We start from the raw sequence: 15804 nt of genomic DNA on the forward strand, positions 1-15804 counted from the left end.
ACCACCGGGTGGGTTCGTCGGCGCGGACAGATCGGGGAGGTCAGATTCGTCGGCTGCGACGAGGTGGCCGTGAGGGCGCCGAACCTAGCGTTGCCGGTGACCGGAGTCACGTCGACCTGGATGGGGCGCGGATGTCCAAGCTCAACGAGATCAACGACTGGCTGCAGGAGAACCTGCCGCGGCTGGTGGCCGAGCACGGGGTGCCCGGCGCCGCGGTCGCCGTCACCGTCGGCGACGAGGTGGCCGAGGCGGCGGCGGGGGTGCTCAACAAGAACACCGGCGTCGAGACGACGACCGACTCGCTGTTCCAGATCGGGTCGATCACCAAGGTCTGGACGACGACGCTCGCGATGCAACTGGTCGACGAGGACCTGCTGGACCTCGACGCGCCCGTGCGGGACTACCTGCCGGAGTTCCGGATCGCCGACGAGGACGCCGCCGCGCGGATCACGGTGCGGCAGTTGATGAACCACACGTCGGGCTTCGAAGGTGATCTCTTCACCGACACCGGCCGCGGCGACGACTGCGTGGAGAAGTACGTCGCCACGTTGCACGACACGCCCCAGCTCTTCGCGCCGGGCGAGATGTTCAGCTACAACAACGCGGGCTACTGCGTGCTCGGCCGGATCGTGGAGGTCATGCGCGGCAAGTCCTACGACGACTGCCTGCGCGAGCACCTGTTCGCCCCGCTCGGCCTGACCCACGCCGCCGCGGACGCCTACGAGGCCATCCTGCACCGCGCCGCCGCCGGGCACCTCACCCACGACGAGGCCGCCGGGCCGCAGACGGCGCCGGTCTGGGCTTTGGTGCGGTCGAACTCGCCGGCCGGGTCGATGCTCGCGATGAGTCCTCGCGACCTGCTGAAGTTCGCGCGGATGCACATGAACGACGGTGCCGGGGTGCTGTCGCCGGAGAGCGTCGCGGCCATGCGGCAGGTCCAGGTGAAGGTGCCCGACCTGGCGTTGATGGGTGACGCCTGGGGGCTGGGGTGGGAGCTGTTCCACTATCCACAGGCGACGGTCATCGGGCACGACGGCGGCACGATCGGGCAGAACGCCTTCCTGCGCCTGGTTCCCGAGCACGGCGTCGCCGTCGCGTTGCTGACCAACGGCGGCAAGACGATCGACCTGTACCAGGCGATCTTCCGGCACGTGCTGCGCGAGCTCACCGGCGTCGAGCTGCCCGCGATGCCCGAGCCCGCCGCGGAGCCCTCGCGGGTCGACGGCGAGCGGTTCACCGGCGTGTACGTGTCGGCGGTCGGCGAGCGCGTGGTCACCCAGGACGAGGACGGCCGGATCTGGATGGAGGTCATCCCGAAGGGGATCATGGCCGAGCTCAGCCCGGAGTCCGCCGGCAAGACCGAGCTGGTGCCGTGGCGTGACGACACGCTCGTCGCCGCCGAGCCCGTCATGGGCATCCACATGCCGCACGCGTTCGTCGGTGACGACGGGAACGGGCGGGCGCTGTTCCTGCACACCGGCCGCGCGGACCGCCGGGTCGTCCGGTGATCGCGGAGGCCTTCGCCGAAGCGGGCGTGGAGGGGTTCGTCCACGCCCGTGAGATCGGCGTGGACGGCCCGGACGCCGGGCACGGCGCCGACGAGCAGGTCGTGCTGGCGTCGGTGTTCAAGATCCCGGTCGCCGTGGCCTACGCGGCCGAGGTGGCGGCGGGACGGCTCGACGAGACCGGGCGGACGCGCGTCACGCCCCGCTACCGCATCGGCGGGATCGGCACGGCCGGGTGCCGCGACGACGTCGAGATGAGCTGGCGCGACCTGGCGTTGTTCATGATGTCCATGAGCGACAACGCCGCGACGGACGTCATCTTCCACCGCGTCGGGCAGGCCGCCGTCGACGCAGTGGTGGCCGACCTCCCGCGGACCCGGATCCTGGGTTGCTGCGAGAACCTCTTCGACTCGGTGGCCGCGGACGTCGGCACGGACGAGATCGAGAAGGTGCTCGCCGAGCCGACGTGGGAGCTGGTCGACAAGTTGTCCATTGTGGATCCCGAGCGCACCACCTCCTCGACGCCGAGGGAGATCACGACGTTGCTCGACGCGATCTGGACCGATCGCGCCGCCGCACCCGAGGCGTGCGAGCGCGTCCGGGCGATCATGGCCCAGCAGATCTGGCCGCACCGGCTCGCGTCGGGCTTCCCCGCCGACGTCCTGGTCGCCGCCAAGACCGGCACGCTGCCGAGCGTCCGCAACGAGGCCGGCGTCGTCACCTACCCGGACGGCCGCAGCTACGCCGTCGCGGTGTTCACCCGCAGTCAGTCGCTCGACCTGCGCAACCCCGGTGCCGACGCGGTGATCGGCCGCGCCGGACGCCTCGCCGTCGACCAAGTCCGGAGGACGTCATGAAGCGTGCGGTGGCCCTTCTCGCGGCCGTTGCCCTGGCCGGGTGCGGAACCTCGGCGAACTCCGGCGGCCAGAACCTGGCCGAGGGCAAGACGTTCACGATGTCCGTCGGTGCTGATCCCGGCTCGCTCGATCCCGCCCTGACCGTCCTGTCGGTGGCACGGCAGGTCGGCCGGTTCCTCTACGGCAGGCTGATCGAACGCACGTCCAGCGGCGAGATCGTGGCCGGTCTCGCCGAGAAGTGGGACGCCACCGTCACGACGGCGACCTTCACGCTGCGCCAAGGCATCACGTGCGCCGACGGCGCGCCGCTGACCGCCGCGGACGTCGCCGCGAACATCACCTTCGTCGGCGACCCCAAGAACAACTCGCCGCTGGCCGGGCTCCAGGTCGCCCCCGGCACGACGGCCACGGCGGACGAGGCGGCCCGCACCGTCACGGTGACGAGCGGCGCGCCCGACGCGTTCCTGCTGACCAACGTCGGCACGCTGCCGATCGTGTGCGCCAAGGGCCTGAGCGACCGCGCGTTGCTCGCCAAGGGCGAGCAGGGCACCGGCATGTTCACGATCTCCGAGATCGTGCCCAACGACCACTACACCCTGGTGCGGCGCAAGGACTTCGCGTGGGGCCCCGGCGACTGGGAGAAGGACCAGCAGGGCCTGCCGGACAAGGTCGTCGTCCGGGTGATCGCCAACGAGACGACCGCCGTGAACCTGCTGCTGTCCGGTCAGCTCACCGCCGCGACCGTGGCCGGCCCTGACCAGGAACGCCTGTTCGGCCAGAAACTCGACCACGTCGACATCGCGACCCCTCTGGGCACGCTGTGGTTCAACCAGGCGGCAGGCCATCCCGGCCAGGACCCCGCCGTCCGGCGCGCACTGGTCCAGGGACTCGACCTCGGCCAGGTCGGCAAGGTGCTGACCAACGGCAAGGGCAGGCCGTCCAAGAGCCTCGTGACCGTGGAACCCCGTCCCTGCACAGGCGACAACGTCGGGCCGAACCTGCTCGCGTTCGACAAGGCCGCGGCCACCGGTGCGCTGGACTCGGCGGGGTGGCGTGCCGGATCGGACGGCGTGCGGTCGAAGGACGGCACACCGTTGTCGGTCAAGCTGCTCCAGCCGACCGTCCTCGGCCCGACGGTGACCTCGGCCGCCGAGCTGATCCAGCAGGCGTGGCAGGCGATCGGCGTGCGGGTGGAGATCCAGCCCGCCGACGCCGCCGGCATCAACCAGACGTTGTTCGGCACCGGCGCGTGGGACGTGTCGATGGCGCCGGTGACGTTGTCGCTGCCGAGCCAGCTCGTCCCGTTCGCGTCCGGCCCGGTACCGCCGCAGGGCGTGAACTTCGCCCACATCACCAATGCGGAGTTCGCCGCCGAGTCGAAGAAGGCAGCGTCGCTGGCCGGGGCGCAGGGGTGCGAGCACTGGGGCAAGGCCGAGTCCGCTCTGGTCCGCGACGCCGGGCTCGTGCCGTACTTCGACGCCGTCGTGCCGACGTTCGTCAAGGGCGCGCGGTTCACCATCAGCGACAGCATCGACCCGGCCTCGATCCGGATGCTCGCCTCATGACCGCTGGCTGGGTCCCGTTCGCACGGCGGCGGGCACTGCGCTTCCTGACCTCGCTGTGGGTGCTGGTGACCGCGGCCTTCCTGATGATCCACCTGATCCCGGGCGACCCGGTCCGCGAGTCGCTGGGCCTGACCGCACCACCGGACCTCGTCGCCGCCCGCCGCGCCGCCCTGGGCCTCGACGACCCGTTGCCCGTGCAGTACTGGCACTACCTCACCGGCCTGGTCCGCGGCGAGTTCGGCACGTCGCTGATCAGCGGTACCCCGGTCGCGTCGCTGATCGGCGACCGCCTGCCCGCCACCGTGCAGCTGGCGGTGCTCGCCTTCCTGGTGGTCGTCGCCGTGGCGGTGCCGGTCGGCGTCGTGATGGCCGTCCTGACGAAGGGCGGCCGCCGGCGCGGCGGCGAGCTGGCGTTCACGTCGACGAGCGTGGTGCTGGCCGCGATCCCGGAGTTCCTGCTCGCGGTGGGGCTCGTGGGCCTCTTCGCCGTGCAGCTCGGCCTGTTCCCCGTGGCGGGCAACGACGCCGCCGGCTCGTGGGTGCTGCCGGTGCTGGCCCTGGCGATCGGCCCGGCCGCGGTGCTCGCCCGGATCGTGCGGGTGGAGCTGCTCTCCGTGCTGGGCAACGACTACGTGCGCACCGCACGGGCCAAGCGCCTGCCGGCACGACTGGTGTACGTGCGGCACGCGCTGCCCAACGCCGTCACCGCCACGCTGACCCTGGGCGGCATGATGCTCGCCGCCCTCGTCGCGGGGACCGTGCTGGTGGAGAACGTGTTCGCGTGGCCGGGACTGGGGTCGACCATCGTCGGCTCCATCCAGCAGAAGGACTACCCGGCCGTGCAGGGCATCGTCCTGGTGTACGGGGCCGGGGTGCTGCTGGTGAACCTGGTGGTGGACGTGGTGCTGGCACTGCTCGATCCGCGTTCGACGATCAGGGAGGCGTGATGCGCTCCGCACCACCGACGTCCGGGGAGGCGGCATGCGTCGCCTGACCGTCCTCCGCTCCCCCGTCGGCGCCGCCTCCGCGGTCCTGCTCACCGTCCTCCTCGCCCTGGCGGTCTTCGCCCCGATCCTCTGGGGCGACCGCGCCGCCGCCATCGACACCGACGCCCTCCAGCAGGGCCCGTCCGCGGACCACCTGCTGGGCACCGACCAGCTCGGCCGCGACATCTTCTTCCGGGTCCTCGTGGCCACCCGGCTCACGATCGGCCTCGCGCTGCTGGCGACGGTGATCGGCGTCGTCACGGGCCTGGTCCTCGGTTCCGTGCCCTCGGTGCTGCCGAGGTGGGCGGCGCGGATCGTCACGTCCGCGGTGAACATCGCGGTCGCGTTCCCCGGGCTGTTGCTGGCGTTGTTCTTCGCCGTCATCTTCGGCACCGGGACGATCGGTGCGGTGCTGGCCATCGCGTTCGCGATCACGCCGTCGTTCGCGCGTCTCACCCAGACGCTGACGGCCTCGGTCAGCGGACGTGACTTCATCGCGGCCGCGCGGGTGTGCGGGGTGGGCCGGTTCCGGCTGCTGACCCGGCACGTCCTGCCCAACATCGCCGAGCCGCTCGTCATCAACGCCACGCTCGCGGCGGGGTCGGCGCTGACCGCGTTCGCCGGGCTGTCGTTCCTGGGCATCGGGGTGCAGGCGCCCTCCTACGACTGGGGACGGCTGCTCGGCGAAGGCCTCAACCGCATCTACATCTCCCCCGCGCCCGCGCTCGGGCCGGCGGTCGCGGTGGTGCTCGCGGGGCTCGCGTTCAACCTGTTCGGCGAGGCCGCCGCGGCGGGCCACCGTCAGCGGTCACACCGCGCGGCGACCCCGGCGCCGAAAACCATCAGCGCGCCAACCGATGGCGGGTTGCTGACCGTCCGGAACCTGCACGTCACCTTCCCCGGTGGCATCACACCGGTGCGCGGCGTGTCGTTCACCGTCCACAACGGAGAGATGATCGGGGTGGTCGGCGAGTCCGGCTCCGGCAAGAGCCTCACCGCGCTGGCCGTGTCGCGGCTCGTGGAGCATCCCGGTTCGGTCACCGCGGACACGTTGGAGTTCAACGGAAAGCCGCTCGACCGGACCCCGGACCGGGAGCTGGGCACGCGGCTCGCGATGGTGTTCCAGGACCCGACGACGTCGTTCAACCCGACGAAGCGCATCGGCCGCCAGCTCGCCGAGGTGTCGGAGGTGCACCAGGGGTTCGACCGCAAAGCTGCGGCGCGCAAGGCCGTCGACCGGCTCGACGCCGTGCGGATCCCGGAGCCGGAACGCCGGGCGAAGCAGTACCCGCACGAGTTCTCTGGCGGCATGCGGCAGCGGGCGATGATCGCGATGGGGCTGATGGGCGAACCGCAGCTGGTGATCGCCGACGAACCCACCACCGCACTCGACGTCACCGTGCAGCGCGAGGTGCTCAAGCTGCTCGCCAGGATCAGGGAGGTCCGCAGTGCCGCGGTGCTGCTCATCAGTCACGACATCACCGTCGTGGCGCAGACCTGCGACCGCGTGCTCGTGATGTACGCGGGCCGGATCGTGGAGGAACTGCCCACGGACGAGCTCTTCACGGCCGCGCGGCACCCGTACACGACGGCGTTGCTCAAGGCGGTGCCGGACCTCGACACCGACCGGGACGCGCCGCTCGCCGTCATCCCCGGACGGCCGCCGGAGCCCGGCGAGATCGGCCGCGGGTGCCCGTTCGCGCCGCGGTGCCCGCTCGCCGACGACCAGTGCCGCACCGAAGAACCCGAACTCACGACCCTCCGGCCGGACCACCGGGTCGCGTGCTGGAAGTCGGAGACCGAACTGGCAGGTGTGCGATGAGCGAACTCGTCTTCACCAACGTCACCGTCCGCTTCGGCCACCACACGGCCGTCGACGACGTCAGCCTCACCGTGCCGGCGGGACAGGTCGTCGGCCTCGTCGGCGAGTCCGGGTCGGGCAAGTCGACGCTCGCGGCCACCGCGGTCGGTCTCCGCAAACCCACCTCGGGCCACATCAGCGCGGACGGCAAGGTCCAGATGGTCTTCCAGGACCCGTACTCGTCGCTCGACCCGCGGATGAGCATCGGCAACTCGATCGCCGAGGCCATGCCCAGAGGCGTCGACAAGAAGGCAGAGGTCGGGCGGCTGCTCGACCTGGTGAACCTCGACCCCGGCCGGGCGACGGCACTGCCGGCGAGGCTCTCCGGCGGGCAACGGCAACGGGTCGCGCTCGCCAGGGCGCTGGCCGGCAACCCCGGGGTCGTCATCGCCGACGAGATCACGTCCGCGCTCGACGTGTCCGTGCAGGGCGCCGTGCTGAACCTGGTACGTGACCTGCAACGACAGCTCGGCCTCTCCATGCTGTTCATCTCGCACAACCTCGCCGTCGTGCGGTACGTGAGCGACCGCATCGCGGTGATGAAGGCGGGCCGGATAGTGGAGGAAGGGCCGGCCGGGCAGGTGCTCGGAGATCCACAGCACGAGTACACGCGCGAGCTGCTCGCGGCCGCGCCGAGACGGCACAAGAGGCTGGAGGCTTCATGATCGACGATCTGCACGGGCGCAGCGTCGTCGCGGACGCCCACAACGACCTGCTGGACGCCATCGTCCACCGCCCGGTCGAGCGGTGGGTGCCGCACTTCCGCGAACGGTGGCTGCCGCAGTTGCACGCCGGCGGGGTCGGCCTGCAGGTGCTGCCGGTGTTCGTCGACGACGTGTTCCGGCCGGAAGGCGCGCTCAGGCAGACGCTGCGCATGATCGAGGCGGCGCACCGCATCGCCGAGGCGAGCCCGGAGACCAGGCTCTGCCTCGACGGCACCGACATCGACCAGGCGCTGGCCGGCGACCAGATCGCGCTCGTGCTCGCCCTGGAGAGCGCGCCGGGCGTCGGCGAGGACGTGGAGCTCCTCCAGACCCTCTACCGGCTGGGCGTGCGGATCGCGTCCCTCGCCCACTTCGGCCGCACCGCGCTGGCCGACGGCAGCGGCGAGGACGCCACCGGCAGCAGGCTGACCAGGGCAGGCGTCGCCGCGCACGCCGAGATGGAACGCCTCGGCATGATCTTCGACGTCAGCCACCTGAGCGTGGCGGGCGTCGACCACGTGCTGGAGCTCTCGTCCCGTCCGGTGATGGCGACGCACTCGTCGGCACGGGCGTTGCGCGACCACCACCGCAACCTCACCGATGAGCAGCTGAGGGGCATCGCGGACAACGGCGGCGTGGTGTGCGTGAACTTCTTCGCGCCGTTCCTGCACGAGTCCGACTTCACGATCGACCGCCTGGTCGACCACATCGAGCACATCGCGGGCGTCATGGGGGTGCGCCACGTCGGCCTCGGCCCGGACTTCGTCAAGGAGGTCCTCGAGGACGTCACACCGCCGTGCTGCGAGGCGCAGTTGATCGAGGGCGTCCCGACCGACCGGTTCCTGCCAGGGTTGGAGGGACCGGCGGGACTGCCGCTGGTGACCGAGGCGCTGCAGAAGAGGGGCTGGCCGGAGGACGACGTGGTGCGAGTCCTCGGCCTGAACGTGCTCGACCTGTTTCGCACCGAACTGAGGGGATCAGCATCGTGACCACCATCGAGGACCTGTACGGCCACGCGTTGCCGGAACAGCCCGCCATCTCACCCGACGGGTCCGAGGTCGTGTACGTCCTGCGCACCACCGACCGCAAGAACGACCGCGACGAGCGGGCGCTGTGGCGGGTGTCCCCCGGTGGCGAGGCCCGGCAGCTGACCAGGGGCAGGTCGGACAACGCCCCGGCCTGGTCCCCGGACGGCACGCGGATCGCGTTCCTGCGCGCCCAGGACGGCCCCGCGCAGGTCTGGCTGCTGCCCGCCGGCGGAGGCGAGCCGGAGCAGGTCACGGACCTGCCGCGCGGCGCCGGCGCGCCCGTCTGGAGCGAGGACGGCACCAAGCTCGCGTTCACGGCCCCCGCCGACATCGCGGACGCCCAGGCACCGATCGTGGCCGGCCGCCTCGACTACAAGGCCGACGGGCCCGGCTACCTGCGCAGCCTCCGCTCCCACGTGCACGTGCTCGACCTCGGCACCCGCGAGGTCCGGCAGATCACCGACGGCGATTGGCACGCCCGCTCGCTCGCGTGGTCGCCGGACGGCACGAAGCTCGCGTTCACCGCCGGGCGCGAGGACGACGCCGACCTCACGTTCCGGGCCGCGGTGCACGTGGCCGACGTGGACGGAGGGTCCGAGCCGGAGGTGGCGGGGCTCGCGGACGGACAGGCCGGGACGGTCACGTGGGCGCCGGACGGCCTGCTCGTCGTCGGACGGACCACCGCGACCTCCGGGCACCTCAGCCTGCTGCACCTCTCCACCGGTGGCGAGGTGCGCGACCTGTCGGCGCCGCTGGACCGCAACGTCATGCCCGGGATGGCGGGATACCCCGGCGGCCTGCCGGTCCTGACCGGGGACTCGGTGGTGTTCTGCGCCCGCGACCGGGGCTGCACCCAGCTGTACTCCGTGGACCTCGGCGGAGGTGAGCCGCGGCTCGTCCTGGGCGGCGACTCCCAGGTCGTGACGGGGCTTTCCGTCGCCGGAGACACCGCGGCCGTCGTCCTGAGCACCCCGACCTCCTACGGCGAGGTCGCCACCGTCGACCTGACCACGGGCGAGGTCACCGTCCACACCGGACACAACGAGGTCGAGCCGTTCGTCCGCGAGGAACGCGAGTTCACGATCTCGGACGGCACGGTCGTGCACGGCTGGCTGGTCCGCGACCCCGCGCGCACCGGCCCGTCGCCGCTGCTGGTCGACATCCACGGCGGCCCGCACAACGCGTGGAACGGCACCGCCGACCCGGTCCACCTCTACCACCAGGTCCTGGCGCAGCAGGGCTGGGCGGTGCTGCTGGTCAACCCGCGCGGCAGCGACGGCTACGGCGAGGCGTTCTACACAGCCGCGCTCGGCGCGTGGGGCAAGGCCGACGCGAAGGACTTCCTCGAGCCGATCGACCAGCTGGTGGCCGAGGGGCTCGCCGACCCGGCGAAGCTCGCCGTCACCGGCTACAGCTACGGCGGCTACATGACCTGCTACCTGACCAGCCGCGACACCAGGTTCGCCGCCGCCGTCGCGGGCGGTGTCGTCGGCGACCTGACCAGCCTGGGCGGCACGTCCGACGGCGGCCACTACATGACCGAGCTCGAACTGGGCGGCCAAGGCGAGCACCTCGCGGAACTCTCCCCGCTGACCCACGTCGCCGACGTCCGCACGCCCACCCTGATCTACCAGGGCGCGCGCGACGAGAGGTGCCCCGTCGGCCAGGCCGAGCAGTGGTTCACGGCGCTGCGCCAGAACGGTGTGCCCGCGAAGCTGGTGCTCTACCCGGATGAGTCGCACCTGTTCATCCTCAACGGCAAGCCTTCGCACCGGGAGGACTTCAACCGCCGCGTCGTCGACTGGGTGCGTGAGCACGCGGAGGGTCGCAAGACGCTCGACCAGAAGCATTGGCAGCGCAGGCTTTCCGCGATCGCGAAGAAGCACGGCGTACCGGGCGCCGCGCTCGGCGTCCTCTACAAGGGCGAGACGCTCCTCGCACACCACGGCGTGCTGAACCTGTCGACCGGGGTCGAGGTCACCGACGACACGATCTTCCAGATCGGCTCGATGGGCAAGGTGTTCACGACGACCGTCGTGATGCGGCTCGTCGACGAGGGCCTGCTCGACCTCGACGCGCCGATCGTCGACGTGCTGCCCGAGCTGAAGCTCTCCGACCCGGTGGTCGAGCAGAAGGTGACCATGCGGCACCTCCTCACGCACACCAGCGGCATCGACGGCGACAACTTCACCGACACCGGCCGCGGCGACGACTGCCTGGAGCGCTACACCGAACTGCTCGCCGACGCCGCCCAGAACCACCCGCTCGGCGCGACGTTCTCCTACAGCAACGCCGGTTTCGTCCTCGCCGGGCGCGTGATCGAGAAGCTCACCGGCAAGACGTGGGACGTCGCGATGCGGGAGAAGCTCTTCGCCCCGCTCGGACTCACCCGCACCGGCACGCTGCCGGAGGAGGCGCTGCTGCACCGCGCCGCCGTCGGCCACGTCACCAAGGACGAGAAGCTCGAACCGGCGCCGGTGTGGATGCTGCCGCGCTCGGTCGGCCCGGCGGGAACGATCTTCGGCAGTACCGAGGACGTGCTCAGGTTCGCGGCGATGCACCTCAACGGCGGCAAGGCGCAGGACGGCACACAGGTGTTGTCGGAGGCGTCGGCGGCTGTGATGACCGAGAAGCAGACCGACGTGCCCGACCCGGAGGCGCTGGGCGACTCGTGGGGCATCGGCTGGATCCGGTTCGGCTGGGACGGGCAGCGGCTGGTCGGCCACGACGGCAACACCATCGGGCAGTCCGCGTTCCTGCGCATCCTTCCCGAGCACGACCTCGCGGTCACGTTGCTGACCAACGGCGACACCGCCCGCGAGGTGTACCTGGAGCTGTACAAGGAGATCTTCGCCGAACTGGCGGACCTCGACATGCCGATGCCCCGGGTGCCGGCGGCCGAACCGCCTGCCGTGGACAACGCGCTCTACCTCGGCAGGTACGAGCGGGCCTCCATGATCCTCGACATCGTCGAGGGGGAGAACGGGCTGCAGCTGGACGTGACACCCACCGGTCCGATGGCCGACATGTTCCCCAAGCCGCCCGCGGTCGACCTCGTCCCGGCCGGCGACGGGCGTTTCCTCTACCTGTGGCCGGACTCCAGGAGCTGGTCCTCCCTGGTGTTCTACTCGCTGCCCACCGGGGAGCAGTACGTGCACATGGGTGTCCGCGCCACGCCGAAGGTGTCCTGATGAACCTGATCGACGACATCGAGCGGCTCGTGTCCTGCGAGTCGCCGTCCACCGACCTGGCGGCGGTGGCCCGCAGCGCGGAGGTCACCGCCGAGGTGGGTGCCGCACTGCTCGGATCGGCGCCGGAACGGATCGTGCTCGACGGCCGCACCCATCTGCGGTGGCGGCTGGGTGCGGGGCCGCGCAAGGTGTTGCTGCTCGGCCACCACGACACGGTGTGGCCGATCGGGACGCTGGAACGGATTCCGTTCAGCGTGCAGGACGGCGTCCTGCGCGGGCCCGGTTGCTTCGACATGAAGACCGGCGTGGCGATGATCTTCCACGCGGTCGCGTCGCTGGGTTCTCCCGACGGCGTCACGGTTCTCATCACCGGTGACGAGGAGATCGGCTCGCCGTCGTCGCGCGGCCTGATCGAGGCCGAGGCGGTGAAGCACGCGGCCGTCCTCGTCTGCGAGGGGTCGGCGGACGGCGGCGCGCTCAAGACCGAACGCAAGGGCACGTCGATGTACGAGGTGACGCTGCACGGCCGCGCCTCGCACGCCGGACTCGAACCCGAACGAGGCGTGAACGCCACGGTCGAGGCGGCACACCAGATCCTGGCCGTCTCGCAGTTGGCCGACGCCGCCGCCGGCACGACCGTCGTACCGACCGTGCTGTCCTCCGGCACGACGACGAACACCGTTCCCGCGCAAGGGAAGTTCATGGTCGACGTGCGCGTGCGGAACCTGACCGAGCAACTCCGGGCCGACGAGGACATGAAGGCACTGCAGCCCGTGCTCGACGGCGCGAAGGTCGAGGTCGACGGCGGCCCGAACCGCCCGCCGATGGAGCTCTCCGCGTCCTCGGCGTTGTTCGAGCTGGCTTCGCGACTTCTGCCGGGGATCACGCAGGCCGCGGTCGGTGGCGCGTCCGACGGCAACTTCACCGCGGGCGCAGGGGTGCCGACGCTCGACGGGCTCGGCGCCGTCGGCGGCGGGGCACACGCCGAGCACGAGCACGTGCTGGTGTCGGAGCTCGTCCCGCGCACCCGGCTGCTCGCGGCCCTCGTGAGGGAGCTGACATGACCTTGGTGGCACAGAACGTCGTCGTCCGCCCGCTCACCGAGTTCACCGAACTCGTTGCCACGCAACGGCTGTACGAGTCGATCTGGCGGTCGAGCGGCAACACTCCCCCGGTCACCGCCGAGCTGCTGCGGGCGATGACCAAGGCGGGCAGCTACGTCGCGGGCGCGTTCGACGGTGACGATCTGATCGGCGCGTGCATCGGTTTCTGCTCGCCGCCGGACGCGGGCGCCCTGCACAGCCACATCGCCGGGGTGGCGGCGGGCGCGCGAGGACGCAACGTGGGTTACGCGTTGAAGCTCCACCAACGGACGTGGGCGCTGGAGCGAGGGCTGCGCGAGGTCACCTGGACGTTCGACCCGCTGGTGCGCCGCAACGCCTACTTCAACCTGGGCAAGCTCGGCGCGGACGCGACCGAGTACCTGCCGGACTTCTACGGCCTGATGCACGACGACATCAACGCCGGTGGCGAGAGCGACAGGCTGCTGGTCAGCTGGCGCGTCGAGGCCCCCGAGGTCGTCGCCGCCTGCGCCGGTCAGCCGCGGGTCGTCAGCGCCACGGGTGCGGTCGCCCTGGGGATCTCCGACGGCGGGCTGCCCGTGCGGGGCACGTGCACGGGCTCCACCGTGCTGGTCGCCGTGCCTGCGGACATCGAGGCGCTGCGGGTCACGAACCCGGCCGCGGCCACCGAGTGGCGTCACGCCGTGCGGGAGGTGCTCGGCGGGCTGCTCGCGAGCGGCGCCCGCGTCACCGGGTTCGACAGGTCCGGCTGGTACGTCGTCGAAAGGAGCAGTTCGTGAAGTTGAACGGGGTGGAGATCCGCTGGATCGAGATGCCGCTGAAGTCGCCGTTCCGCACCTCGTTCGGCACGCAGACCGTGCGGCAGTTGCTGCTGCTGCGTGCTGTCACGGACGAGGGCGAGGGCTGGGGCGAGTGCGTCGCGATGGCCGACCCGGTGTACTCGACCGAGTACATGGAGGGCTGCGCCGACGTGCTGCGGCGGTTCCTGATCCCGGCGCTGACCGGGCCGATCGACGGCATCTCGGTGGCCCCGCGGCTGGCGAGGTTCCGCGGGCACCGGATGGCCAAGGCCGCGCTGGAGATGGCCGTGCTGGACGCCGAACTGCGTGCGCGCGGGGTGTCGTTCGGCCGTGAGCTGGGCGCTGTCCGCGATCGCGTGCCGTGCGGGGTGTCGGTCGGGATCATGAACTCGATCCCGGAGCTCCTGGACGCGGTCGGCGGGTACGTCGACGAGGGGTACGCGCGGATCAAGCTGAAGATCGAACCGGGCTGGGACCTCGAACCCGTGCGAGCCGTACGTGAACGGTTCGCGGACGTCCTGCTGCAGGTCGACGCGAACACCGCCTACACGCTCGGCGACGCCCGGCACCTCGCGAAGCTCGACCCGTTCGACCTGCTGCTGATCGAACAGCCGCTGGACGAGGAGGAACTGCTGGCGCACGCCGAACTCGCCAAGGTCGTGCGGACGCCGATCTGCCTCGACGAGTCGATCACCTCGGCGTCGTCGGCCGCCGACGCGATCAAGCTCGGTGCCTGCCAGATCGTCAACATCAAGCCAGGCCGGGTCGGCGGCTACCTGGAGGCGCGGCGCATCCACGACGTCTGCGCGGCGCACGGGATCGCGGTGTGGTGCGGCGGGATGCTCGAGACCGGCATCGGACGTGCCGCGAACGTGGCACTGGCGGCGTTGCCCGGCTGCACGCTCCCCGGCGACACCTCGGCGTCGGACCGCTACTACCAGATGGACATCACCGAGCCGTTCGTGCTGGACGACGGGCACCTGACCGTGCCGACCGGTCCGGGCCTGGGTGTGACGCCGTTGCCGGACGCCCTGGACGCGGTCACGGTGAAGACGGAGTGGATTCCTGTGGCATAAAAGCCGCACTGACCTGCAAAAATGCAACTCTTGCAGGTCAGTGCGGCTCCGCTCAAGTTCGTTGAGGGACGTATTGGCACGTTCAGCGCATGGTTCTGCTCCCTGTTGCTCCCGGAATGCGCTCCCACGGCCGATGAACCCTCCGATTGGTCACGCAACCGGATACGTGCCGAGGTTCTCTGCATGGTCATGATCCGCGCACTGTCGCACTGTCGACTCAAGACCACCACCCGTGGACAGCCCGCTCCTCGGCGGCGCGCCGCCGGAGCATTTCTGGTGGGATTCTGAGATCTCCGCAGGCTGACCTGCGGAACAAGACTCCGGAAGGGGGCCGGAAAGTCCATTGCGGTGGTAGCGCCCGTTCAGCGTGGCGCCGAGTCGCACACCGCCCGATACAGTCCTGTCAGAGCGTGATCGCTCACCCGGTCACAACTGTCGGGCAAGCAACGGTGGCAGTCCGATCGAATAGTCGTCCTTGCCGCTCAAGTGAGGGAGTTCGCCTCGCGGTCATGCGTCGTCCTGCGACTCCAGCGCCAACTTGGCAACGACGGTGTCAGCCAGAACCTCCGCCTTGGCTCGCTCAACACCCAGAGCAAGTGCGCGGTCCAGCGCCACTTGGCGGATCTCGGCCAGTTCTTGCGGCGTCCAGGTCCGCGTCAGCAGCGCGGGTTTCTGTGCGCTGCGTCCACGAACCCTTTCGATCATCCTGCGGATCATCTTCCCGGTGCCGCTGCGGACGGACCGCGCGAGTTCTTCGGAGAGCACTGTGACAACAGCGCCACAAACCAGTGTTATCACCGGGGTCGCCAGCGCTGCCGCGTCACCGAGGCCGAGTCCCAGCGGTTCGTCACGGTCTTGGCGCAGCCGCCGCTCGGCTCGGCGCGGATTGTCCACATAGGGCAATGCCACGATGTCGAACGAGGGGAGTTCCTGTGGAGCAAGTTCTCCGACGACCAGACGGGCCAAATCATTGGTAGTCGGAATGGTGATACGTGTCGCCATCAGTTCTCCGCGTAGGTCGAGAATGCTGGTGCTACGAGCGATCGTCGTGTGATTCGCCTGCGTCCACTTGTCAGCCTGCCTTCCACCTGGCCCACCAGGTCGAGCTCCGTGATGGAGCGACGATTGCGGACTGAACGTTTCAGCGTG

Annotated in this window: 11 protein-coding genes and 1 pseudogene; 11 read left to right on the plus strand and 1 reads right to left on the minus strand. The window is 70.6% G+C overall.

Annotated elements, in window-relative coordinates; all coding sequences use genetic code 11:
• Positions 1 to 131 precede the first annotated feature (131 nt).
• The 11 genes and pseudogenes from SK571_RS10945 (at position 132) to menC (ending at position 14655) form a co-directional block, all read left to right on the plus strand.
• Positions 132 to 1508: a serine hydrolase domain-containing protein gene (locus SK571_RS10945; protein WP_319983919.1), complete on the plus strand. Its 1377-nt coding sequence runs from the start codon at positions 132 to 134 to the stop codon at positions 1506 to 1508.
• A complete protein-coding gene (locus SK571_RS10950) occupies positions 1505 to 2362 on the plus strand; it encodes a serine hydrolase (protein ID WP_319983920.1) in 858 nt (285 codons plus the stop codon). Before SK571_RS10945 ends, SK571_RS10950 begins: the two co-directional genes overlap by 4 nt.
• Positions 2359 to 3927 (plus strand): ABC transporter substrate-binding protein, encoded by a 1569-nt coding sequence (locus SK571_RS10955; RefSeq protein WP_319983921.1) that lies wholly within the window; start codon positions 2359 to 2361, stop codon positions 3925 to 3927. The genes SK571_RS10950 and SK571_RS10955 overlap by 4 nt, the downstream gene beginning before the upstream one ends.
• Positions 3924 to 4874: an ABC transporter permease gene (locus SK571_RS10960; protein WP_319983922.1), complete on the plus strand. Its 951-nt coding sequence runs from the start codon at positions 3924 to 3926 to the stop codon at positions 4872 to 4874. Before SK571_RS10955 ends, SK571_RS10960 begins: the two co-directional genes overlap by 4 nt.
• Before the next feature lie 34 nt (positions 4875 to 4908).
• Entirely contained in the window at positions 4909 to 6735 is a 1827-nt protein-coding gene (locus SK571_RS10965; protein WP_319983923.1) for a dipeptide/oligopeptide/nickel ABC transporter permease/ATP-binding protein, read from the plus strand.
• Positions 6732 to 7427 (plus strand): annotated as a pseudogene (locus SK571_RS10970) (ABC transporter ATP-binding protein); the annotation flags it as partial. The gene SK571_RS10965 and the pseudogene SK571_RS10970, both read left to right, overlap by 4 nt.
• An 8-nt stretch (positions 7428 to 7435) precedes the next feature.
• Positions 7436 to 8467, plus strand: coding sequence for a dipeptidase (locus SK571_RS10975; protein ID WP_319983924.1), 1032 nt, complete (start codon positions 7436 to 7438; stop codon positions 8465 to 8467).
• Positions 8464 to 11697 carry an LpqB family beta-propeller domain-containing protein gene (locus SK571_RS10980; protein WP_319983925.1) on the plus strand — a complete coding sequence of 1078 codons (3234 nt, stop codon included), beginning with the start codon at positions 8464 to 8466 and terminating at the stop codon, positions 11695 to 11697. Before SK571_RS10975 ends, SK571_RS10980 begins: the two co-directional genes overlap by 4 nt.
• Positions 11697 to 12761 carry a M20 family metallopeptidase gene (locus SK571_RS10985; RefSeq protein WP_319983926.1) on the plus strand — a complete coding sequence of 355 codons (1065 nt, stop codon included), beginning with the start codon at positions 11697 to 11699 and terminating at the stop codon, positions 12759 to 12761. The genes SK571_RS10980 and SK571_RS10985 overlap by 1 nt, the downstream gene beginning before the upstream one ends.
• Positions 12758 to 13558 (plus strand): GNAT family N-acetyltransferase, encoded by an 801-nt coding sequence (locus tag SK571_RS10990; RefSeq protein ID WP_319983927.1) that lies wholly within the window; start codon positions 12758 to 12760, stop codon positions 13556 to 13558. Before SK571_RS10985 ends, SK571_RS10990 begins: the two co-directional genes overlap by 4 nt.
• A complete protein-coding gene (gene menC / locus SK571_RS10995; protein ID WP_319983928.1) occupies positions 13555 to 14655 on the plus strand; it encodes an o-succinylbenzoate synthase in 1101 nt (366 codons plus the stop codon). The genes SK571_RS10990 and menC overlap by 4 nt, the downstream gene beginning before the upstream one ends.
• Before the next feature lie 507 nt (positions 14656 to 15162).
• Here menC and SK571_RS11000 read toward each other — a convergent pair.
• Positions 15163 to 15657, minus strand: coding sequence for a hypothetical protein (locus SK571_RS11000; RefSeq protein WP_319983929.1), 495 nt, complete (start codon positions 15655 to 15657; stop codon positions 15163 to 15165).
• Positions 15658 to 15804 lie beyond the last annotated feature (147 nt).

It is taken from the genome of Lentzea kristufekii, from assembly GCF_033949925.1.
GTDB lineage: Bacteria > Actinomycetota > Actinomycetes > Mycobacteriales > Pseudonocardiaceae > Lentzea > Lentzea kristufekii.

What these genes read in the sequence shown, in the direction of transcription:
- SK571_RS10975 (WP_319983924.1), top strand. Translation starts at nt 7,436, where the DNA reads ATGATCGACGATCTGCACGGGCGCAGCGTCGTCGCGGACGCCCACAAC.
- SK571_RS10965 (WP_319983923.1), top strand. Translation starts at nt 4,909, where the DNA reads ATGCGTCGCCTGACCGTCCTCCGCTCCCCCGTCGGCGCCGCCTCCGCG.
- SK571_RS10990 (WP_319983927.1), top strand. Translation starts at nt 12,758, where the DNA reads ATGACCTTGGTGGCACAGAACGTCGTCGTCCGCCCGCTCACCGAGTTC.
- SK571_RS10945 (WP_319983919.1), top strand. Translation starts at nt 132, where the DNA reads ATGTCCAAGCTCAACGAGATCAACGACTGGCTGCAGGAGAACCTGCCG.
- SK571_RS10955 (WP_319983921.1), top strand. Translation starts at nt 2,359, where the DNA reads ATGAAGCGTGCGGTGGCCCTTCTCGCGGCCGTTGCCCTGGCCGGGTGC.
- SK571_RS10960 (WP_319983922.1), top strand. Translation starts at nt 3,924, where the DNA reads ATGACCGCTGGCTGGGTCCCGTTCGCACGGCGGCGGGCACTGCGCTTC.
- SK571_RS10985 (WP_319983926.1), top strand. Translation starts at nt 11,697, where the DNA reads ATGAACCTGATCGACGACATCGAGCGGCTCGTGTCCTGCGAGTCGCCG.
- SK571_RS11000 (WP_319983929.1), bottom strand. Translation starts at nt 15,657, where the DNA reads ATGGCGACACGTATCACCATTCCGACTACCAATGATTTGGCCCGTCTG.